This window comes from Tsukamurella sp. II2bb (genome assembly GCF_057815145.1).
The window spans coordinates 234,981-254,498 of sequence record NZ_JBYPZI010000007.1; the positions used below are offsets into that span (position 1 = coordinate 234,981).

Annotated in this window: 17 protein-coding genes and 1 pseudogene; 5 read left to right on the forward strand and 13 right to left on the reverse strand. The window is 68.7% G+C overall.

Annotation, left to right across the window (positions count from 1 at the left end; genetic code table 11):
• Positions 1-59 precede the first annotated feature (59 nt).
• From lysS to AC21LY_RS17130, 3 genes are all read left to right on the forward strand, one after another.
• Entirely contained in the window at positions 60-1,820 is a 1,761-nt protein-coding gene (gene lysS / locus AC21LY_RS17120; RefSeq protein WP_489047756.1) for a lysine--tRNA ligase, read from the forward strand.
• 184 nt (positions 1,821-2,004) lie between these two features.
• A complete protein-coding gene (locus AC21LY_RS17125; RefSeq protein ID WP_489047757.1) occupies positions 2,005-2,349 on the forward strand; it encodes a histone-like nucleoid-structuring protein Lsr2 in 345 nt (114 codons plus the stop codon).
• A gap of 286 nt (positions 2,350-2,635) precedes the next feature.
• Positions 2,636-5,215, forward strand: coding sequence for an ATP-dependent Clp protease ATP-binding subunit (locus AC21LY_RS17130; protein WP_489047758.1), 2,580 nt, complete (start codon positions 2,636-2,638; stop codon positions 5,213-5,215).
• A gap of 35 nt (positions 5,216-5,250) precedes the next feature.
• On the opposite strand, the gene AC21LY_RS17135 is transcribed toward AC21LY_RS17130, so the two are convergent.
• A complete protein-coding gene (locus tag AC21LY_RS17135; RefSeq protein WP_489047759.1) occupies positions 5,251-6,033 on the reverse strand; it encodes a potassium channel family protein in 783 nt (260 codons plus the stop codon).
• Between the two features lie 211 nt (positions 6,034-6,244).
• Between AC21LY_RS17135 and hsaB the strand changes: the two genes are divergently transcribed.
• Positions 6,245-6,796 carry a 3-hydroxy-9,10-secoandrosta-1,3,5(10)-triene-9,17-dione monooxygenase reductase subunit gene (gene hsaB / locus AC21LY_RS17140; protein WP_489047760.1) on the forward strand — a complete coding sequence of 184 codons (552 nt, stop codon included), beginning with the start codon at positions 6,245-6,247 and terminating at the stop codon, positions 6,794-6,796.
• A 15-nt stretch (positions 6,797-6,811) separates the two neighbouring features.
• On the opposite strand, the gene AC21LY_RS17145 is transcribed toward hsaB, so the two are convergent.
• From AC21LY_RS17145 to AC21LY_RS17180, 8 genes are all read right to left on the reverse strand, one after another.
• Positions 6,812-7,651, reverse strand: a complete 840-nt coding sequence (locus tag AC21LY_RS17145; RefSeq protein ID WP_489047761.1) for a PRD domain-containing protein — start codon at positions 7,649-7,651, stop codon at positions 6,812-6,814.
• On the reverse strand, positions 7,648-9,108 hold the full coding sequence (locus AC21LY_RS17150) for a glycoside hydrolase family 1 protein (protein WP_489047762.1): 1,461 nt from the start codon (positions 9,106-9,108) through the stop codon (positions 7,648-7,650). The genes AC21LY_RS17145 and AC21LY_RS17150 overlap by 4 nt, the downstream gene beginning before the upstream one ends.
• A complete protein-coding gene (locus AC21LY_RS17155; protein WP_489047763.1) occupies positions 9,095-11,053 on the reverse strand; it encodes a glucose PTS transporter subunit IIA in 1,959 nt (652 codons plus the stop codon). The genes AC21LY_RS17150 and AC21LY_RS17155 overlap by 14 nt, the downstream gene beginning before the upstream one ends.
• A gap of 188 nt (positions 11,054-11,241) precedes the next feature.
• A complete protein-coding gene (locus AC21LY_RS17160; protein ID WP_489047764.1) occupies positions 11,242-11,577 on the reverse strand; it encodes an antibiotic biosynthesis monooxygenase family protein in 336 nt (111 codons plus the stop codon).
• A gap of 5 nt (positions 11,578-11,582) precedes the next feature.
• A complete protein-coding gene (locus AC21LY_RS17165; protein ID WP_489047765.1) occupies positions 11,583-12,080 on the reverse strand; it encodes a DUF5994 family protein in 498 nt (165 codons plus the stop codon).
• A 44-nt stretch (positions 12,081-12,124) separates the two neighbouring features.
• Positions 12,125-12,556, reverse strand: coding sequence for a DUF5994 family protein (locus tag AC21LY_RS17170; RefSeq protein ID WP_489047766.1), 432 nt, complete (start codon positions 12,554-12,556; stop codon positions 12,125-12,127).
• A complete protein-coding gene (locus tag AC21LY_RS17175) occupies positions 12,553-12,861 on the reverse strand; it encodes a hypothetical protein (protein WP_489047767.1) in 309 nt (102 codons plus the stop codon). Before AC21LY_RS17175 ends, AC21LY_RS17170 begins: the two co-directional genes overlap by 4 nt.
• Positions 12,858-13,373 (reverse strand): DUF5994 family protein, encoded by a 516-nt coding sequence (locus AC21LY_RS17180; protein ID WP_489047768.1) that lies wholly within the window; start codon positions 13,371-13,373, stop codon positions 12,858-12,860. Before AC21LY_RS17180 ends, AC21LY_RS17175 begins: the two co-directional genes overlap by 4 nt.
• A 483-nt stretch (positions 13,374-13,856) precedes the next feature.
• On the opposite strand from AC21LY_RS17180, the pseudogene AC21LY_RS17185 reads away from it, so the two are divergent.
• Positions 13,857-14,649, forward strand: a pseudogene (locus AC21LY_RS17185) (DUF1214 domain-containing protein).
• A gap of 17 nt (positions 14,650-14,666) precedes the next feature.
• Here AC21LY_RS17185 and AC21LY_RS17190 read toward each other — a convergent pair.
• From AC21LY_RS17190 to AC21LY_RS17205, 4 genes are read right to left on the reverse strand one after another with little or no spacing between them, the layout of a single operon-like run.
• A complete protein-coding gene (locus AC21LY_RS17190) occupies positions 14,667-15,584 on the reverse strand; it encodes a fumarylacetoacetate hydrolase family protein (RefSeq protein WP_489047769.1) in 918 nt (305 codons plus the stop codon).
• Between the two features lie 34 nt (positions 15,585-15,618).
• Complete coding sequence (locus tag AC21LY_RS17195) at positions 15,619-16,902, reverse strand: MFS transporter (protein ID WP_489047770.1); 1,284 nt, start codon at positions 16,900-16,902, stop codon at positions 15,619-15,621.
• A 58-nt stretch (positions 16,903-16,960) separates the two neighbouring features.
• Complete coding sequence (locus AC21LY_RS17200) at positions 16,961-18,562, reverse strand: class I adenylate-forming enzyme family protein (protein WP_489047771.1); 1,602 nt, start codon at positions 18,560-18,562, stop codon at positions 16,961-16,963.
• Complete coding sequence (locus tag AC21LY_RS17205; protein WP_489047772.1) at positions 18,559-19,515, reverse strand: MBL fold metallo-hydrolase; 957 nt, start codon at positions 19,513-19,515, stop codon at positions 18,559-18,561. The genes AC21LY_RS17200 and AC21LY_RS17205 overlap by 4 nt, the downstream gene beginning before the upstream one ends.
• Positions 19,516-19,518: the final 3 nt, after the last annotated feature.

Genomic DNA, 19,518 nt, shown 5'->3' on the forward strand with positions numbered 1-19,518 from the left:
GGGTAGGGGGCGTCTCGCCGGGTACGGGGGCCGAGTGGGCGGCGGTAAGATGACGGTCCGTGACGGAACTGAACGCTCCCCTGGACGACTGGGTCTCCCGACTCGCCGATGAGGCCGTGGCCTTCGCCGAGCGGAACGACACCCCGGTGAAGGTGGCGTCGGGCATCTCGCCGTCGGGGCCGATCCACCTCGGCAACCTGCGCGAGGTGATGGTGCCGCACCTGGTGGCCGACGAACTGCGCCGCCGCGGGCTGGCGGTCGAGCACATCATCTCCTGGGACGACTTCGACCGTTTCCGGAAGGTCCCCAACGTTCCCGGCGTCGATTCCTCCTGGGAGGAGCACATCGGCAAGCCGCTGACCCGTGTTCCCGCGCCGCACGGCTCGGACGCCCCGAACTGGGCGGAGCATTTCCGTCGCGAATTGCAGGGTGCGCTCGACGAACTCGGCGTCGAGTACCGCGGAATCAGTCAGAGCGAGATGTACACCTCCGGTGCGTACATCGACTCCGTTCTGCATGCGATGGCCCAGCGCGGGCGTATTGATTCGATCCTGGAGCGGTATCGCACGCTCGATCGCGGCGAAACTCCGGCGGCGGACGGGAATTCGGAGGAAACCGAGGCGGCGTCGGGCGCGGCGGAGGACGCCGACGGATCGGGGGAAACCGGCTACTACCCGTACAAGCCCTACTGCTCCGTGTGCGGCACCGACTTCACCACGGTGACCGCGTACGACGACGACTCGACCGATCTCACATATACGTGCCGGTGCGGCCACACCGAGACCGTCGTTCTTCGTGAACACACCGATGGGAAGTTGGTGTGGAAGGTGGATTGGCCCATGCGCTGGGCTTTCGAGAAGGTCACCTTCGAGCCCTCCGGTGTCGATCATCAATCGCCCGGGTCCTCCTTCGCGGTCGGCAAGGATGTGGCGCCGATCTTCGGCTGGAAGCGACCGCTCGGCCCGATGTACGCCTTCGTCGGTATTCGCGGAATGGCGAAGATGTCGTCGTCGAAGGGCGGCGTCCCGACGGCCGCGATCGCGCTGCGCTACCTCGAGCCGCCACTGCTGCGCTGGCTGTACGGGCGCAAGAAGCCCAATCAGTCCTTCGACGTGGCGCTCGACGGCGAGCTGCCGCGCACCTACGACGAGTGGGACGCCCTGGTCCGCAAGACCGCGAGCGACAAGGCCCAGCCCGGCGACATCGCCGCCCATGCGCGCGCCGCATCGGTGTGGGACAGCGCGTCGGGGCAGTTGCGGGAGCTGCCGCTCACGCCGCGTCCCATGCCGTACAAGACGCTGGCCTCGGTCATCGACATCACCACCGGCGACGACGAACAGACCCTGCGCATCCTCGCCGCGCTCGAACCGGAGGACCCGCTGACGAGTCTGGAGCCGCTGCGCCCCCGGCTCGACCTCGCCGCGACCTGGGTCGCCGAGCAGATGCCCGCGGACGAGCGCACCCGGGTGCGGACGGAGCCGGACGCCGAGCTGCTGGCCGCGCTCACCGAGGAGCAGCGCGAGGGACTGCGGCTGCTGTTGGAGGGCTCGGGTACGCCCGCTCCGGCGGGCCTCGGCCGGCTCGAGGACGACTGGTCACTGGCGGGTATCACGCATCAGGTGTACGGCGTCGCCAAGGTGCAGCGTGGACTCGGCGCGGATCAGATAGTGAAGGGCGATAAGGAACTCGCCGCAGCGCAACGCGCATTCTTCGTGCTGCTCTATCAGCTCCTGGTGAGCAGCGACACGGGGCCGCGACTGCCCACGCTGTTGCTGGCAGTGGGGGCCGATCGAGTGCGTTCGCTGCTCACCACTGCGTAGTCCCGGAATTCGGCGAATCGGGTATCCTGTGCGCACTTCGCCCGGTCTCGACCGATTCGGCGACCCGAATCGTTACCGGATCGCGACCCTATTCGGTGGGTTTGAATCGTGAATAGCTCATTCGTGTGTATAGACTCCGACTGAACGACTCATTCGAAGCGAAAATCGAGAAGGGGCCAAAACTATGGCGCGCAAGGTCACCGTTACGCTGGTCGACGACGTTGACGACACGCAGACCGCCGACGAGACCGTGGAATTCGGTCTGGACGGTGTCACCTACGAGATCGATCTCTCGGCCAAGAACGCGGCGAAGTTGCGGGGGTCCCTCGAGGAATGGGTCGCCAATGCTCGTCGGGCGGGTGGCCGTAAGCGCGGTACCCGTGCTCTCGCTGCTCCCCGCGGCCGGACGCCGATCGACCGCTCGCAGAGCGCGGCGATCCGCGACTGGGCTCGCAAGTCCGGCATGAAGGTCAACGATCGCGGCCGGATCAGCCAGGACGTCATCGACGCCTACAACGCGGCCAACTGATCGCTTTTCGATCCACCCCGGCGCCCGGTGCGCCGGGGTGGCGTCGTATCCGGGGTCGTTTCGCTCACGGCGGAACGGGGATCAAAAGCCGGTGGGGGCGCGTTTGACCTGGTGTATCAGGATCCGGAAGGCGGACGGACGGTGCCCGCGACCCCGTGGGCGGGGCACTGCCGACACCATCGCCTTCCGGTCCGAACTACAGTGAGAAGACGTTGATTGCAGACGGCTATCTGCGGGTCCGGCCCCGGCCGGTCCCCGAAGTAACCGGGATGTGAGGAAAATGGCCATGTTCGAGAGGTTCACCGACCGCGCTCGTCGCGTCGTCGTCCTGGCGCAAGAAGAAGCCAGGATGCTCAATCACAACTACATCGGCACCGAGCACATCCTGCTGGGCCTGATCCACGAGGGTGAGGGTGTCGCGGCGAAGGCCCTCGAATCGCTGGGCATCTCCCTCGAGGGAGTGCGCAGCCAGGTCGAGGAGATCATCGGGCAGGGCCAGCAGGCCCCGTCGGGTCACATCCCCTTCACGCCGCGTGCCAAGAAGGTCCTGGAGCTCTCGCTGCGCGAGGCGCTGCAGCTCGGCCACAACTACATCGGCACCGAGCACATCCTGCTCGGCCTGATCCGCGAGGGCGAGGGCGTCGCAGCCCAGGTCCTGGTGAAGCTGGGCGCCGACCTCAACCGCGTGCGCCAGCAGGTCATCCAGCTGCTGTCCGGCTACCAGGGCAAGGAGGGCGGTGGTGAGCCGGCCGGCGCCGGGGCTCGGACGAGCGGCGGAGGCGAGGCGGGCACCCCGTCGACCTCCCTGGTCCTGGACCAGTTCGGTCGGAACCTGACCGCTGCCGCGGCGCAGGGCAAGCTGGACCCGGTCATCGGCCGGTCCAAGGAGATCGAGCGCATCATGCAGGTGCTCTCGCGGCGCACCAAGAACAACCCGGTGCTGATCGGCGAGCCCGGTGTCGGTAAGACGGCCGTGGTCGAGGGCCTGGCGCAGGCCATCGTCAACGGCAACGTGCCCGAGACGCTCAAGGACAAGCAGCTCTACACGCTGGACCTGGGCTCCCTGGTCGCCGGCAGCCGCTACCGCGGTGACTTCGAGGAGCGCCTGCGCAAGGTGCTCAAGGAGATCGACACCCGGGGCGACATCATCTTGTTCATCGACGAGCTGCACACGCTCGTCGGGGCGGGTGCCGCCGAGGGTGCGATCGACGCCGCGTCGATCCTCAAGCCGAAGCTGGCCCGCGGTGAACTGCAGACCATCGGCGCGACCACGCTCGACGAGTACCGCAAGTACATCGAGAAGGACGCCGCCCTGGAGCGCCGCTTCCAGCCCGTCCAGGTGGGCGAGCCGAGCGTCGAGCACGCCATCGAGATCCTCAAGGGCCTGCGCGACCGGTACGAGGCGCACCACCGGATCTCCATCACCGACAGCGCGCTGGTCGCCGCCGCCACCCTGGCGGACCGGTACATCAACGACCGGTTCCTGCCGGACAAGGCGATCGACCTGATCGACGAGGCGGGCGCGCGCATGCGCATCCGCCGGATGACCGCGCCGCCGGACCTGCGCGCCTTCGACGACAAGATCGCCGACGCGCGCCGCGAGAAGGAATCGGCGATCGACGAGCAGGACTTCGAGAAGGCCGCGTCGCTGCGCGACAAGGAGAAGCAGCTCATCGCCGAGCGCGCCGAGCGGGAGAAGCAGTGGCGCGCCGGTGACCTCGACGTGGTCGCCGAGGTCGATGAGGAGCAGATCGCGGAGGTCCTGGGCAACTGGACCGGCATCCCCGTCTTCAAGCTCACCGAGGAGGAGACCACCCGTCTGCTCCGCATGGAGGACGAGCTGCACAAGCGGATCATCGGTCAGGAGGACGCCGTCAAGGCGGTCTCGAAGGCGATCCGCCGTACGCGTGCGGGCCTGAAGGACCCGAAGCGCCCGTCGGGCTCGTTCATCTTCGCCGGCCCGTCCGGTGTGGGTAAGACGGAGCTCTCGAAGGCGCTCGCGAACTTCCTGTTCGGCGAGGACGACGCGCTCATCCAGATCGACATGGGCGAGTTCCACGACCGGTTCACCGCCTCGCGCCTGTTCGGTGCCCCTCCCGGGTACGTGGGTTACGAGGAGGGCGGCCAGCTCACCGAGAAGGTGCGCCGCAAGCCCTTCTCCGTGGTGCTCTTCGACGAGATCGAGAAGGCGCACAGCGAGATCTACAACACGCTGCTGCAGGTCCTCGAGGACGGCCGCCTGACCGACGGTCAGGGCCGCACGGTCGACTTCAAGAACACGGTGCTGATCTTCACGTCGAACCTCGGTACGGGAGACATCTCGAAGGCGGTCGGCCTGGGCTTCAGCTCCGGCGACTCCGACGGTGCCAACTACGACCGGATGAAGCAGAAGGTCAACGACGAGCTCAAGAAGCACTTCCGGCCCGAGTTCCTCAACCGCATCGACGACATCGTCGTCTTCCACCAGCTGACGCAGGACCAGATCATCGAGATGGTCGATCTCATGCTGAACCGGGTGGGCACCGCGCTGAAGAACAAGGACATGGAGCTCGAGGTCAGCGCCAAGGCCAAGTCCCTGCTCGCCAAGCGCGGCTTCGACCCGGTCCTCGGTGCCCGGCCGCTGCGCCGCACCATCCAGCGGGAGATCGAGGACGCTCTGTCCGAGAAGATCCTGTTCGGTGAGGTCGGCGCGGGCCAGATCGTCGAGGTCGACGTCGAGGGCTGGGACGGCGAGGGCAAGGGCGAGGACGCGCGGTTCACCTTCACGGGCAAGCCGAAGCCCGCGAGCGACGTGGACAAGTCCGACGACGCCGTGCCGGCTCTCGTGGCCGATGGTTCGTCGACGACCCCCGGCGAGAGCGCGTAGAGCTCGACGCGACGCCCACCGAGCCGGAGAAGCCGTCACCCTTCGGGGTGACGGCTTCTCGCGTTCTCGGGCACCGCACCGTCGTCGCCCGGGGACCGCGGGGCCGCCGCCGCGGCGAGCCTGCCGATCTCCTCGCGCAGGGCGCGCACCTCGGTGGTGAGCTCGTCGACCTCCTGGTCGGTGCGGCGGGCGCTCGCATCGACGGCCTTGAGCCGGTCGACGACCCAGCTGGTCGCGGTGCCGATCGCGAAGCTGATCAGGCCGATCCCGAAGACCATCAGGAACAGGGCCACGGCCCTGCCCTCGGCGGTGACCGGGTAGACGTCGCCGTAGCCGACGGTGGTCACGGTGACCGCGGCCCACCAGAGGGCGTCGCCGTAACCGGTGACCTTCGTGTCCGGCGCGCCGCGCTCGGCGTCCAGGAAAGCCAGGCTGCACAGCAGGACGACGAGGACCGACGTGGTGCCGATGAAGACCGCGAGGCGGGCGCGGGTCAACCGCGCCCGGTGCAGGCCGCCGAGCAGGAGCGGGGCCGCGCGCAGCGCGCGGAGCGGCCGGAAGGGCGGCATCGCGATCGCGAGGAGATCGATCGGATGAGTCCGCACGAACCGCCATCGGTCCGTCGACAACCACACCCTGATGGCGTAGTCGGCGACGAAGGCCGCCCAGATCGCGATGTCGCTCCAGTCCACGAGACGTCGCACCAGTGGCGTCGGCGCGACGTCGAGCACCTGCGTCGCGTACACCGCGAGGAAGGCCAGCGCCAGCGCGATCATCAGTGGATTGGTCCGCCGTTCCCAGACCTGCCTGCGTGTCACCGGCGCAATGTACGCCCCGTGCGGCACGGGCGTTCGCGATTTCATGGTGGCCACGGCGATTCCCGCCGGCCGAGGAACCGGATACGGATCACGACGAGCGGATCGGTGGTGCGGGCGTCGGCCGAGCACAGACCGGACGCCCGCGGTCGTGGGGCGTGCCTGCCCGTGGTCGGCCGCGCACCGTCGAAGGCCGCGGGAGTAGGTTGGCAGCATGACCGAGGCGGCATTCGACCAGCGCACGTTCCGACATGTGATGGGGCAGTTCTGCACCGGCGTCACGATCATCGCGACGTCGGACGTCGAGGACAAGCCGGTCGGCTTCGCGTGCCAGTCCTTCGCGGCCCTGTCGCTGGATCCGCCGCTGGTCCTGTTCTGCCCGATGAAGACCTCGCGGACCTGGAAGCACATCGAGGCCGCCGGGCGGTTCGCGGTCTCCGTCCTGGGGCAGGAGCAGGAGTCGGTGAGCACGGCGTTCGGGCGGTCCGTGGACGACAAGTTCGAGGGCCTGCAGTGGACGCCGTCGCCGCTCGGCAATCCGACGATCGACGGCTCGCTGACGTGGATGGACTGCACCCTGGAGAACGTGCTCGACGGCGGTGACCACCACATCGTGATCGGTCGCGTGCACCACCTGGGTGACGTCGATGACGCCAAGCCGCTGTTGTTCTACCGCGGCGCGTACCTCTCGACGAACCACCCCCAGCAGCATCCGGCGGCCAGCCTCGAGTCGTTCCTGACCTGGGATTCCGGCGCCTGGCTGTGACGGCACCGCCCGGCGCTACTGCGGCGGTGAGGCCCGAGCGATGTGCAGGGCGAGGTACGCCACCTCCTCGTCCGGGATCCGGACGTCGTGCCGGGTCAGCACGAACTCCCGGATCCGTTCGGCGGCGCTGATCGCGCGCGGCTGCCGGGCCTGCAGGCTCCGGTAGAGGAAGTCGTCGCCGGACAGTAGCGTGCCGCCGAGGAGACGTTCGGCGAAGAACTGCAGGTGCGCCGCGAACCGGGCGCCCAGCAGGTTGTCGCGGTGCAGCGAGACGCCGATGGAGTTGGTGACGATCGTGCTGATCGACTTGATCAGCTGCGCGACCTGCATCGAATCGACGTCGGGGTGGGCGGTGCTCGCGTTCACCAGGTGGAAGGCGATGTTGGTGGCCTCGTCCTCGGGCAGGTCCAGCCCGAGCGCCGCGCGCACGGTCTCCAGGGCGGCGACGGCGATCTCGTACTCCCGGGGGTAGACGGTGCGCACCTCCCAGGTCAGGCGGTTGACCAGGACCTGACCCCGGCCGTGCCGTTCCACCGCGAAATGCAGGTGGTCGGTGAGCGTCAGGTAGATGTGCGGGTCCAACTGGAGGCCCGCCGCTTCGGCGCTCGCGACGATCCCCCGTGCCAGCTCGACGAACCGCACGGGGATCCGGCTCAGCAACTCGACGAAGTTCCGCAGGTCCGTGTCGTCGAGGGCGACGAAGACCCGATCGCCGGCGTCGTCGCGCACCGGGTCGCCCGGCCGGTGGGCGTACCCGATGCCCTTGCCGAGCAGCACCCGCTCCACCCCGTGGGCGTCCTCGACGAGGACCACGGAGGAGTTGAGCACCTTCTTGATGGTCTGACCGCCGGTCATGCCAGGTCGGCGCCGTTCGAGGAGATCACCTTCTGATACCAGAAGAACGAGTCCTTGCGCCGCCGGGTTCCGGGGCCCACGCCGAGGTCGTCCTGGTCGACGTGGATGAAGCCGTACCGTTTGGTGATCTGCGACGAGGACGCGCTGATCGAGTCGATCGGGGACCAGGCGGTGAAGCCGAGCAACTCGACCCCCTCGTCGACGGCCCGGATCATCTCGACGAAATGGGACCGGAAGTAGTCGATCCGGTACTCGTCGTGGATCCGCCCGTCCGGAGTCAGCTCGTCCCGGGTGCCCAGGCCGTTCTCCACGATGAACAGCGGTTTGCCGTACCGGTCGTAGAGATCGATCAGTGCGATCCGCAGCCCGACGGGATCGATCTGCCAGCCCCATTCGGACGATGCCAGGTACGGGTTCTTGACGCCGAGCACCGTGTTGCCGGGCGTGCGTTCGGCATCGGGGCGCACGGATTCGGTCATCGACATGTAGTAGGAGAGCGCGATGTAGTCGGCGGGGTGGTCCCGGAGCAGGTCCTCGTCGCCGGGCTGGAAGGGGATCGACACCCCCTGCCGGGCGAGTGCGTTGAGTGCGAGCCGTGGGTAGCCGCCACCGGCCTGCACGTCGGTGCACAGGTAGAGCAGGCGTTCCTTGGCCTGGGTCGCCGCCACGTCGTCCGGATGGCAGGTGTTGGGGTAGGTGATCAGCATGGTGAGCATGCACCCCATCTGCGCACCGGGCCACATCTCGTGCAGCATCCTCGTCACCGAGGCGCCGGCGACGAACTGGTGATGCAGCGCGGTGTAGACCGCCTGCCGGACCTCGCGCTCGCCGCCGGGGACGGTCTCCTCGATGATCCCGCCGGAGGTGAAGGGGTGCCGGAGGATCCCGTCGATCTCGTTGAACGAGAGCCATCGGGTGACGAGGTGCCCGAACCGCTCGAAGCAGGTGCGGGCGAAGCGCTCGAACAGTGCGATCGTGCCCCGGTCGACCCAGCAGTTGTTCTTCAGCGCCAGGGCGAGCGGTGGGTCGTAGTGCGACAGCGTGACCAGCGGCTCGATCCCCAGGCGCCGCATCTCGGTGAAGAGCTCCAGGTAGAAGGCGATCCCGGCCTCGTTCGGCTCGGTCTCCTCGCCGGTCGGGTACAGGCGGGTCCACGCGATCGAGACCCGCAGCACCTGAAAGCCCATCTCGGCGAACAGTGCCAGGTCCTCGCGGAACCGGTGGTAGAAGTCGATGCCCCGGCGCTTGGGGTAGTAGGCGAGATCGTCGTCGGCCATCGCCTCCTGGATCCCGGCCACGGTCCACTGGTGGTGCACCGCGTACTCCTTCGGGTCGACCCGCGGGCGGTACCGCGCCGCGTCCGAGACGGCGGCGCCGCGCCCGCTCTCGCGCCAGGCGCCCTCGCACTGGTTGGCGGCGAGAGCCCCGCCCCAGAGGAAATCGTCAGACAGTGCCATTGTGAGCAGCCTTCCGGATCGCGGCGAACAGCGGCGCACCTGCGGCGACGGTACCCGTCGGTGCGGAGGTGGTCTCCACCCCCCGGCTCAGGAGCACGACGGGGGTGGTGGTGTCGTATCCCGCGGCCCGGATGGCGTCGAGGTCGGCCGTGATCAGCAGCTGGCCGGCTTCGACGGTGTCGCCCTGGGCGGCGTGGGCGGTGAACGGCTCGCCCTCGAGCCGGACCGTGTCCAGGCCCACGTGGACGAGGACCTCGATGCCGTCCGCACCGCGGATACCCACCGCGTGCCCGGACGGGAGCATGCTGATGACGGTGCCCGCGATCGGGGCGTGCACGGCACCGTCGGTGGGGCGGATCGCCGCGCCGGTCCCGAGGACACCCGCCGAGAAGGCGGCATCGTCGACCTCGGTCAGGGGAATGACCTCGCCGTGCATCGGCGCCGCGACCGGCACGACGCTCACGGTTTCCTCGGCCGACGGTGCGGTACCCGTCGGCGCGTCGGCCTCGGGCCCCGTCGTCGACGGTGCGGTGGTTCCGCCCGGGGCGGTGCCGCCGGTCTCCGCGGCGAGCGCGCGCAGCGTGGCCGAGTCACCGTCGCGCCACAGCACGAGCGAGACGACGAAGGCGACGAGGAAGGCGATCAGGGCGCCGATACCGGCGTTGACCACGTTCGAGACGACTCCGGGTTCGATGAACATCGAGAAGCTGGCGACGCCGGGGCTCACGACGACGAAGGCGTTGACCGCGGTGAGGCCGAGGTAGCCGCCGCCGAGGAAGGAGCCTGCCACCACGGCGATCAGCGCCCGCCGGTTCTGCAGGGTGACGCCGTAGAGGGCGGGTTCGGTGATGCCGAACAGCGCGGAGACGCCCGCGGAGATGGCCGTGCCGCGGAGGGTGCGGTTCCGCGTGCGGATCGCGACTGCGAAGCTCGAGCCCGACTCCGCGATGTTGTGGGCCAGCGAGGCCACCAGGTAGAAGCTCTCCCGGCCGTGCTCCGCCACCGCCGCGATGGTCGGCGGGATGAAGGCCTTGTGCATGCCGACGGAGATCACGAAGGGCAGAACCGCGGCGAGCAGTGCGATCGCGACCCAGCCGAGCGTGCTGTGCATCCACAGCATGGCGCTGGTGAGCAGGCTGCCGAACCAGAAGCCCAGCGGGCCGAGCACGAAGATGAGCAGCGGCGAGACGATGATCAGGCACACCATGGGTACGAAGAAGGTCCGGATGGGGCCGGGGGTCCATCGGGTCGCGTACCTCTCGACCACGGACAACAGCAGCACCGCGAGGATCGATGGGAAGACCTGCGCCGAGTACGAGATCACCGGCACCGGCAGCCCGAAGAGATCGGCGCCGCCCTTCTGGCCCACGAGGGTGGTGAAGGCGGGGAACAACAGCAGCGCCACCGTGCCCAGCGCCAGCGGGATGTTCACGTTGAGCTTCTTCGCCGTGGTGTACGCGACCAGGATCGGCAGGAAGGCGAAGACCGCGTCGGGGATCGTGGCCAGCAGCTTGTAGTTCGGTGAGGTACTGGGCAGCCAGCCCACGGTGGACAGCAGGATGAGGATCGACTTGAAGACACCCGCGCCGGCGATGGCGGGAATGATCGGGACGAAGACGCTGACCACGAAGTCCATCACGGTGCCGCCGACGGAGCGCAGGGTGCGCGGTCCCTTGTCGGCGGGCGCGCCGGGGGCGGCCGCGGGGCCCCGCAGCCGCTCGATCGCGGCGTAGTAGTCGGCCACCTTGGTGCCGACGATCACCTGGGTCTGCGGCCCCTTGACCACACCGACGACGCCGGGGATCGCTGTGAGCGCCGCCTCGTCGACGACCGAGTCGTCCACCAGCGAGAACCGCAACCGCGTGGAGCAGTGTTCGAGGGCGCTGATGTTCCCACCACCGCCGACTCCGGCGAGAATGTCGCGTGCCGCTTGCGGTCCGCTCATATCCTTACTCCTTCGTTCTGCAGAGCGTGACTCGGGTGTTTCGGGCAATAAAAAAAGGACCCGAAGGGGCGAATAGATTCGCCGAGCTTCGGATCCTGCCTGCACTACCAGTCACATGTCCGTGACGAGAGTCTCATAGGCCGGGGGTGCACGCAAGCCCCGGCCCATGAGGCTCGGAGTCGCACCGGTTACTGCGCGGGCTTCCCCTGCACGTCGAGGACGACCTCGAACTCCAGCAGGTCGGCGCCCGAGGCGACGGGCTTCCGGCCCTCGCTGCCGCCCGGGTCGCGCTGGCCGGCGTGCGCCTCGCGGGCCGGACCGTCGCGCCATGCGGCGAAGGCGTCCTCGGACTCCCACTGCGTGACGACGAAGTACCGGTCGTCGCCCTTGACGGGGCGCAGCAACTGGAATCCGAGGAAGCCCGGGGAGTTCTCGACGGCGTGCGCGCGGTGCGCGAAGCGCTTCTCGAGCTCGGGGCCCGCGCCCTCGGGGATGTGGATTGCGTTGATCTTCACTACGCTCATAACGCTCAATTCTTACATCTCGTAGATGTCCTCGCGGTGCGTGTCAGATACGTGCCGGATTCTCCGCTGTGCAATCCCGGCACCTGGCTAGCCTGCCCCTGCGCGGCGTGATTACCGCGTCGCCGTGCCGCAGGCGGCACAACTATGAGGCGCAGAACTCGACCCGCCGTTGGATGAACGCGCATCTCTTCACGCGGCTGCCCGTGATCGGGGTCCTCAAGTGCGAGGCCACGGATTCTCATCGCCCGAACGTGCTCAGCGGTGTCATGGTTCCACGCGAAGGTGATCCGGATGATCTCCTGCTCGAGTGCCAACCCGCAGCTGTAGGCGAGATCACGGATCTCAGCGACGTAGTCGGTGGAGCGGGGCCACCACAGGCCAGTTGTCAGGTTGTCATCGAGGGCCAGTCGTACGCGCTCTGTGCCGGTGTCCAACCGGTGTTTGGCGTGAGGTGCGCTCGATGCCGGCGCGCCCGTCGGCAGTCGGTGGGGTCTGATGGGCATCGCTGATTACCGTCCGTTCTGACGAGATGCGAACTCTGTAACGCTCATTTAGGTAGGTGGCGGGCAGCGATCTCTTCCGCGACCGATGTCGACGCATTCGGGGCGATGAGGGCGTAGATGATCGCGACTCGGGGGCCGGTGAAGACCACCAAGCCCGCGGTGACGAGGTGACGGGTTTCGATGGCGTCGCCGTCACGTGCCGGGAATCGGCGGGCGCGGGTGGTCCAATCCATAGGGCTGAAGTGGATGCACTCCAGGGTCTGCAGTTTCAACCCGATCGAGGGGAGCACTGTGGGGAGCTCTGCCTGTAGATCTCGGCTGCGGGGCCACCACACTCCGTCGATCCCGCGCAGGAGTGAGGTCCGGTGCGGTAGTAGTACTCGGCCGGGTATCGGCGTGGGGATTCCGTCCCGGGCGGGCCCCCGGTTCAGGAGTCGGCGTAGAGCATCGGGCCCGGGATGAGCGTGTGAGCTCACTCGGTGCCCGGGTCGGTGGAAACGATGCTCCTTGCGTCGTCCCGCGCGGTGGTCAGGGCGGCGATGACGCTGTCAAGCACGGCGATAGGGATCCCGATTCGTCTCGGTGACTTCCGGTCGGTGACTAGTAGCTCTACGTCGGCGGCGGAGAGTTCGCCGGCGCTGTTGTCGAGCGTCTTGATCGTGGTCTCGATGGTGACTTGGCGGTGGGTCATGGTGCGGGCCGACCACCATCGTTCGACGGAGCCGTCGAGGTTGCGGTAGGTGGTGATGGGGTCCATGGCAATGCGCAGATGCTCGTTCATGGCGAGACCACAGCGACAGCCGGAGCGCTTCGGGAAACCGGTGGGGCATGGCCACCCTCGCTATCCCACACGCGCTCAGCGTCCTCGCGTTGATGGAGCCTGGATGCGGTCTCGGTCGCCGTCACATTGAAGGTGTGCGCAAGCTGGGACAGTGCGCCGGTCATCGCCAGCACGGAGGCGAGCGCCGCTACATCCTGGTCGGTGCCCGGCGGGATCAGGGCGCACACCAAAGACCTTTTGATGCCGACGAATCGAACCGTGTCGAGTTCCTGGGTGGTGTAGCCGTCCAGCCGAACCACATCGCCGTCGATCAACACCTTCCGAGGGGCCGCATCCCAGTTCGAGTAGCGGTAGCACACCCTCTCGAGTTGGCAGACGCGGTCGCGAAGCAGCGGGTAGACCTGCGCCAGCTCGTCGCGCAGGTCGCGTGAGCGGGGCCACCAGACGCCGTCGACCGCGCCCACAATCGACCCGATCGGTTTCAGTTCGAACCGCGCCGGTACGGGTGCCATAGGGGGAAGTGGATGCGTCATGAGGACGCTCCGATCCGGAACAGGGTTCCGATGAGCAAGCCGAGAGCACCAAGGGGATCCTGGTGGGAAATCAACTCTTCCTTAGACTACGCCTCTACGCTCTCCTGCGCACCGGTGCTCGCTCAGCTCATGCTCCAAGCTGGAGGAGCGACAACCAGCGAGCCGACGATCCACGGCCACTTCCGTCGACGCCTGGGCTATGTGTCTCCCTGTGTGCTCATCTTCCCGGCTACCGCCGCTCGCGTCGCCGGATTCGTGCGTCCGCGGTGTGGTCGCGTTCACCTGGACGGAGCCGTGCCCACCTGGAATCGTGGCCGCATGGCCTTCCGGCGAATCCCCACACTCATCGCGCTGATGTCGCTCGCAACGCTCGCGGCCTGCGGTTCCGGCCCCACAGAGTCACCGGCGACGTCCTCGCCGGCATCCGCTGCCCGCGAGTACCCGCTGGACCGGCCGCTGCCCGTGACGGCGGAGAACTTCACCCGCGCCGAGACGGACGCCCAGTTCGGACGGATCGTCGCCGCCGGCGGCTTCGGGAAGTTCCACACGACCCGGACGCTGACTCCGCTCGACCGTCAGGCCGTCGTGCGCATGAATCGACCGAGCGCGGATCGGGACGCGCTACATGTTCGTCTCGATCCGGATCTTCGTCGATCCGAACTCGCCGGACGACGTCGCGAAAGTCCATGCGCTGCAAGATCAAGTGAAGTCGAGCCAGCCGGGCGGGCCCGGGAAGTTCGAGATCCCGCAGTGGGACGCCCCGTCGATGGCCCGGGTGCGCGAGGCCCTGATCACCCTGGCGGGCACGCTGCCCGACCTGAACCGGTCGTTCGGTAAGCCCGGGGAGGTCGATGAGATGCGGCACCTGGTGAACACCGCCGCGGCCTGGGGCGGCCTGCCCGAACGGGAGGCGACGTACTTCTCCGTCACTCCCCAGCGCAACGACGGCGCCACCCCGTACCGGCTGACGCTCAAGGACGTTCCCGCCGACGGATTCTGGTCGGTGAGCGTCTACGGACCCAACGGCTACTTCGTGGCGAACCCGCAGAACTCGTACACGGTCAACAGCACGACGGCCGTGAAGTCCCCGGACGGCTCCGTCGAGGTCAACCTCGGCGGGTGCACGGCCACCCCGGCGCCGGTCAATTGCATTCCGACCCCGCCGAATTGGAACTACTATGTCCGGCTGTACCAGCCGCACCAGTCGGTACTGAGCGGCGAGTGGAAGCTGCCCGAGGCGGTGCCGGTCGGCTGACGGGCACCGCCTCGGGGTCAGTGGCCCGAGCTGAGCGGATGCTTGATCATCGGGACCGCGATGCGGACGTCCATCCGGCCGATGAGGTCGACCTCGAAGGTGACGGTCTCGCCCTCGCGGAGCCAACCACGGAAACCGTCCGGATCCAGGACCCGCTGCTCGTACAGGCATCCCTTGCCGACGGTGCCGGAGCCGAGGACGGCGCCCGTCTGCAGCGAGGTGCCGCGAGAGGTGAAGGCGACGACATCGTCGAAGGACCAGTCGATCGTCGACCAGTTGCCGGTGCTGATCGACTGTCCATCGATCGCGACGGACATGGTGACGTCGAATCCCTTGCCCGCACGCCGAGATTCGAACTCGTCGGCGGAGACGAGCACCGGGCCGAGGGTGGTGGCACCGTCCTTGCCCTTGGCCGGCCCGAGCCGCAGGCCCATCTCCTCCATCTGCAGATCCCGTGCGCTCCAGTCGATGTACATCGTGTACCCGACGATGTGGTCCCGGGCGTCCGCCGGCGCGATGTTCGTGCCGGGCGGTCCGATCACGGCGGCGACCTCCATTTCGTAGTCGAACGCCTCGCATCCGGGGGAGACGGGGACGTCGTCCGCCGGGCCGTGCACGGCGGTGTGGTTGGAGACGTAGAAGGCCGGGAAGCGGTGGTGCAGCGGGTCCACCTCGCCCATGCAGTTGCGGATGTGCTCGTGGAAACACATCGAGTCCCGCATCGACGGGGGCCGGATCGGCGCCTCCAACCGCACCGAGGCGAGGGGGACCGGCGTCGCCGAGGCACGCGCCTCCCGGCCGCGGGCCAGCAGTGCATCGAGGCCGTCGCCGATGATGTCGAGGACGGACTCGGCACCGTCGACCGGGTACAGGAGGTCGTCCTCGAGCACGGCAGCCCGGGTGCTGCTCTGGTCGGAGTAGGTCGCGAATTTCATGTCGGCGCTTACCTTTCTGTGGTGGTCGTGGGGTCTATGCGACCGCGGCGTCGCGGGCGGCGGGCTCGGTGGGCGCCTGCGCGTTCGGGTACGGCAGGCGGGCGAGAAGGAGCAGGAAGACGGTGCTCAGGACGAGGAGGGCGGCGCTGCCCACGAGCGCGGGGGTGTAGTCGCCGAGCTTGTCCTTGACCTGACCGTAGATCAGGGGTGAGACGGCGGTACTGATCAGGATCGTGCCGTACAGCATTCCGTAGACGCGGCCGTACGAGGCGAATCCGAAGTAGCGGGAGGCGAAGTAGCCGACCATGTCGATCTCGGCGCCGACGGTCATCCCGATCGCGATGGCGCCGAAGACCGATCCCCAGGTTCCGGAGAACGCGAAGACCAGCGTGGACACCGCGCCGAGCCCCATGATGGCGGCGGACACCCGCTGGGCGGGGAAGGCGTCGAGCAGGTAGCCGGTGACCACCCGGGTGATGGTCAGGACGATGCCGATGGCGCTGGCGTACCACGCCACCCACTGCGTGGACAGGCCGTTGTCGCCGAGGATCGCGACGAAGTGCAGTTGCATTCCGGCACTGGCGATGGCGATCAACGGGAAGACCACCGCGAGCACCTGGAACGGCCTGCTCCGCATCGCCTCCCGCGGGGTCATGCCGATGGCGCCGACCTCCGCGTCCGTGAGCCTCTCCGCCGGGGCCTGCGCACGGGTGGCGCGCCGGGGCTTCGGCTCACCGATCCGGAGCAGGACCGCGATGATCGGGGCGGCGATCACGGCGATCACCGCGAGCGCGCGGAACCCGGCGCGCCAACCGTTCTCGGCGACCAGGGGGACGAGCAGCTGCGGCAGCGCCACGCCGGACAGTCCGTTGCCCAGCATCGCCAGCCCGAGCGCCTTGCCCCGGTTGTCCCGGAAGGCGATGCTGATCGCGCGCGCGAACGGCACCGTCGTCACGCCGGCGGCGAGCAGTGCGGTCATCGCGAACAGGGCGAGGTAGACCCCCAGGTTCTTGCCGGCGTGGCTGAGGAGGAGGAAGCAGCCGGCCATGGCGAACATCGAGAATCCCGTGATCGCGGACGTGCGGTAGCGGTCCGCCAGGAAGCCGATCACCGGAGCGGCGAGAGCGAGGGTCGCGAGCACGATGGTCGAGGTGAACGACAGGTCGGTGCGGGACCAGCCGAAGTCGGCCTGGATCGAGCGCATGAACAGGGAGATGGCGGCGGTCGGCAGGGCGATCGCGCCGCAGCCGATGCCGATGATCGAGGCGAGCATCACGTTCCAGTGCTGCGCGAACTCCTCGCGGAAGGGACGGGTCATGTGGGGGTCTGCCTTTCGACGGTGCCCGGGAGCGGGCATCGGTGGATCGCCGGGGGAGTCACCATCCGTCCCAGCCGGCGCGGAGCTGCTTCTTGTCGACCTTCCCGAACGGGGTGACGGGCAGGTCGCGGACGATGCGGTAGGCCTTCGGGCGCTTGTAGGTCGCCAGTTCCGCGGCGCACCGCCGGACCAGGGGAGCGGTGTCGATCTCGACCGTGACCTGGCCGCCGGCCCCGTCGCCGGCCTGCGCCTGTGCGGGGACGACGAAGGCGACGACGGCCTCGCCCCAGTCCGGGTGCGGGACGCCGACCACGGCGACCCGGGAGACCTCCGGGCAGCCGGCCAGCACGTTCTCGACCTCCGTGGTGTAGACGTTCATGCCGCCGCTGATCAGCATGTCCTTCGCCCGGTCCAGGAGGTGCAGGTAACCGTTCCGGAGGTATCCGATGTCCCCGGTGTGCAGCCAGCCGTCGATGAGGGTCTCGGCGGTGACCTCGGGGAGACCGAGGTAGCCGCTCATCAGGTACGGGGCCCGGGCGCAGATCTGGCCAGCCTCGCCGTCCGGCACGCGGCGTCCGCTCGCGTCGCGGACCTCGATCTCGACCATCAGCGCCGGGCGGCCGCAGCTGGTGAGCAGCTCGGGCCGGTCCGGGTCGTGATCGTGCCGGGACAGGCGGGTGAGGAAGTTCGGCGCCTCCGTCTGCCCGTACAGCTGTACGAACACCGGGCCCAACATCCGCAGCCCCTCCGCCAGCCGGTCCACCGCGATCGGTGCGGCGCCGTAGAGCACGGTGCGGAGCGCGGGAGCGCTGACCCCGGCGGCGCCGAACCGGTCCCGGGCGCGATCGAGGAGCCGGTAGATCATGGTGGGCACCATGAACGCCAGCGTCACGCCGTCCTGGGCGAGGGCGTCCAGCACGCGGTCCGGGTCGAACTTCGTCTCGAGCAAGTGGGTGGCGCCCTTGAGCATGCCCGCCTGCAGCAGGTACCCCGCCGAATGCGGAAGCGGGGTGGACAGGAGGAGGCACTCGCGGTCGCCGAGTTCGAGCTCGATGACGTGTGCCAACAGGTTCAGCGCGAGCGAGGCCTGCGTGTGGACCACGCCCTTCTGCCGTCCCGTCGTGCCGCCGGTGTAGGCGATCATCGCCGGATCCGACGGGGCGATCGGCGTGGCGGGAGGGCCGTCCGGGGCGGGGCGGGCCAGCAGCTCGTCCCAGGACACGGCGCCCGCGGGCGGCTCGCCGACGACGATGACCGTGCCGAGCCGGTCTCCGACGGCGAGGGCCAAGCCGGCCCGGGACTCGTCGGTGAGGGCGATCGCGGCACCGCAGTCGCGCAGGATGAACTCGCACTCCGGTTTCGAGAGCATGTCGCCGACGGGGACCTTGGTCGCGCCGCAGCGGAGCACCGCCTGATCGGCGATGACCCACTCCGGGCCGGTCGGCAGCATGATCGCCACCGGCACGCCCGGGCCCGCGCCCGCCTCGGCCAGCGCGTGGGCGAGCGTGTTCGCGGCGCGGTCGATCTCCCGGTAGGTCAGCCGCCGGCCGGCGTGGACGACGGCGGTGGAGTCCGCGGCCCGCGCGCATGCGGCGACCAGCAGGTCGCGCAGCACGGGCACGGGTGCCGGCGGGGCACCGTCGAGGTGCTGATCGGTCATCGGGACGCGGACGGGGACGCGAAGCCCTCGAGCCCGCCGATGCGGCCGATGACGCTGGGCCGCGGCGGGATCGGGAAGCTCTGGTCCAGCTCCTGGTAGACGCGGTAGACGTTCTGCGCGAGGCGCCCGTGCTCCGGCAGGGTGGAGTACTGGCCGAGGTCGATCGAGTCGATCGCCTCGTCGGCGGACAACCCGTCGTGGAACCGCTTGGTGGCCTCGTCGATGACGAAGGCCAGGTAGTCGCGGACTCCTGCGACGCCGGACTTGTCGGTGACCGGTCCGTGTCCGGGGACCACCACGTCGATGTCCATGTCGAGGATCCGGTCGCATGCGGCGATCCAGCGCTCCGCCGGGCCGGCCCAGACGATCGGGGTGCCGCCCACGAAGACGATGTCGCCCGCGTACACCAGCCGGGCGTCCGGGACGTGCACGAAGGCGTCGCCCGGGGTGTGCGCCGGTCCGACCTGCACCACCCGGACCTCGCGGCCGCCCACGTCGAGGGTCAGCTCGCCCTCGAAGGTCCGGGTCGGGCCGGTGGAGGTGATGCCCTCGAAGGTGAACGGGGCGAAGATGTGGCGGGCGAAGTCGCCCTCGTAGCCCTCGGCCAGCTTGAGTGCGGCCAGCGAGTCCACGTTCTCCTGCGTCATCAGCTCGGCCGCGGCCTCGGTCGCCACGATCTCCACGTCGCCGCGCGCCGCCACCAGCTCGTTGCCGAAGTAGTGGTCGCCGTCGGAATGGGTGTTCACCAGCGTGCGGATCGGGTGCTGATCCACGACCGGCGCGATGCCGTCCAGCATGTCCTGGGTGGTGGCCAGGTCGAAAAGGGTGTCGACCAGCAGGGACGTGCCCGATCCCTGGATGAGCCCCGAGTTGCTCCATCCCCAGCTGCCGTCCGGCTGCAGCCAGGCGTGGCAGCCGTCGGCGACGGTGTGCAGACCCTTGGTGTACGACATGAG

What these genes read in the sequence shown, in the direction of transcription:
- AC21LY_RS17125 (WP_489047757.1), top strand. Translation starts at nt 2,005, where the DNA reads ATGGCGCGCAAGGTCACCGTTACGCTGGTCGACGACGTTGACGACACG.
- AC21LY_RS17130 (WP_489047758.1), top strand. Translation starts at nt 2,636, where the DNA reads ATGTTCGAGAGGTTCACCGACCGCGCTCGTCGCGTCGTCGTCCTGGCG.
- hsaB (WP_489047760.1), top strand. Translation starts at nt 6,245, where the DNA reads ATGACCGAGGCGGCATTCGACCAGCGCACGTTCCGACATGTGATGGGG.
- AC21LY_RS17145 (WP_489047761.1), bottom strand. Translation starts at nt 7,651, where the DNA reads ATGACCGGCGGTCAGACCATCAAGAAGGTGCTCAACTCCTCCGTGGTC.
- AC21LY_RS17150 (WP_489047762.1), bottom strand. Translation starts at nt 9,108, where the DNA reads ATGGCACTGTCTGACGATTTCCTCTGGGGCGGGGCTCTCGCCGCCAAC.
- AC21LY_RS17155 (WP_489047763.1), bottom strand. Translation starts at nt 11,053, where the DNA reads ATGAGCGGACCGCAAGCGGCACGCGACATTCTCGCCGGAGTCGGCGGT.
- AC21LY_RS17160 (WP_489047764.1), bottom strand. Translation starts at nt 11,577, where the DNA reads ATGAGCGTAGTGAAGATCAACGCAATCCACATCCCCGAGGGCGCGGGC.
- AC21LY_RS17165 (WP_489047765.1), bottom strand. Translation starts at nt 12,080, where the DNA reads ATGCCCATCAGACCCCACCGACTGCCGACGGGCGCGCCGGCATCGAGC.
- AC21LY_RS17175 (WP_489047767.1), bottom strand. Translation starts at nt 12,861, where the DNA reads ATGAACGAGCATCTGCGCATTGCCATGGACCCCATCACCACCTACCGC.
- AC21LY_RS17180 (WP_489047768.1), bottom strand. Translation starts at nt 13,373, where the DNA reads ATGGCACCCGTACCGGCGCGGTTCGAACTGAAACCGATCGGGTCGATT.
- AC21LY_RS17190 (WP_489047769.1), bottom strand. Translation starts at nt 15,584, where the DNA reads ATGAAATTCGCGACCTACTCCGACCAGAGCAGCACCCGGGCTGCCGTG.
- AC21LY_RS17195 (WP_489047770.1), bottom strand. Translation starts at nt 16,902, where the DNA reads ATGACCCGTCCCTTCCGCGAGGAGTTCGCGCAGCACTGGAACGTGATG.
- AC21LY_RS17200 (WP_489047771.1), bottom strand. Translation starts at nt 18,562, where the DNA reads ATGACCGATCAGCACCTCGACGGTGCCCCGCCGGCACCCGTGCCCGTG.
- AC21LY_RS17205 (WP_489047772.1), bottom strand. Translation starts at nt 19,515, where the DNA reads ATGTCGTACACCAAGGGTCTGCACACCGTCGCCGACGGCTGCCACGCC.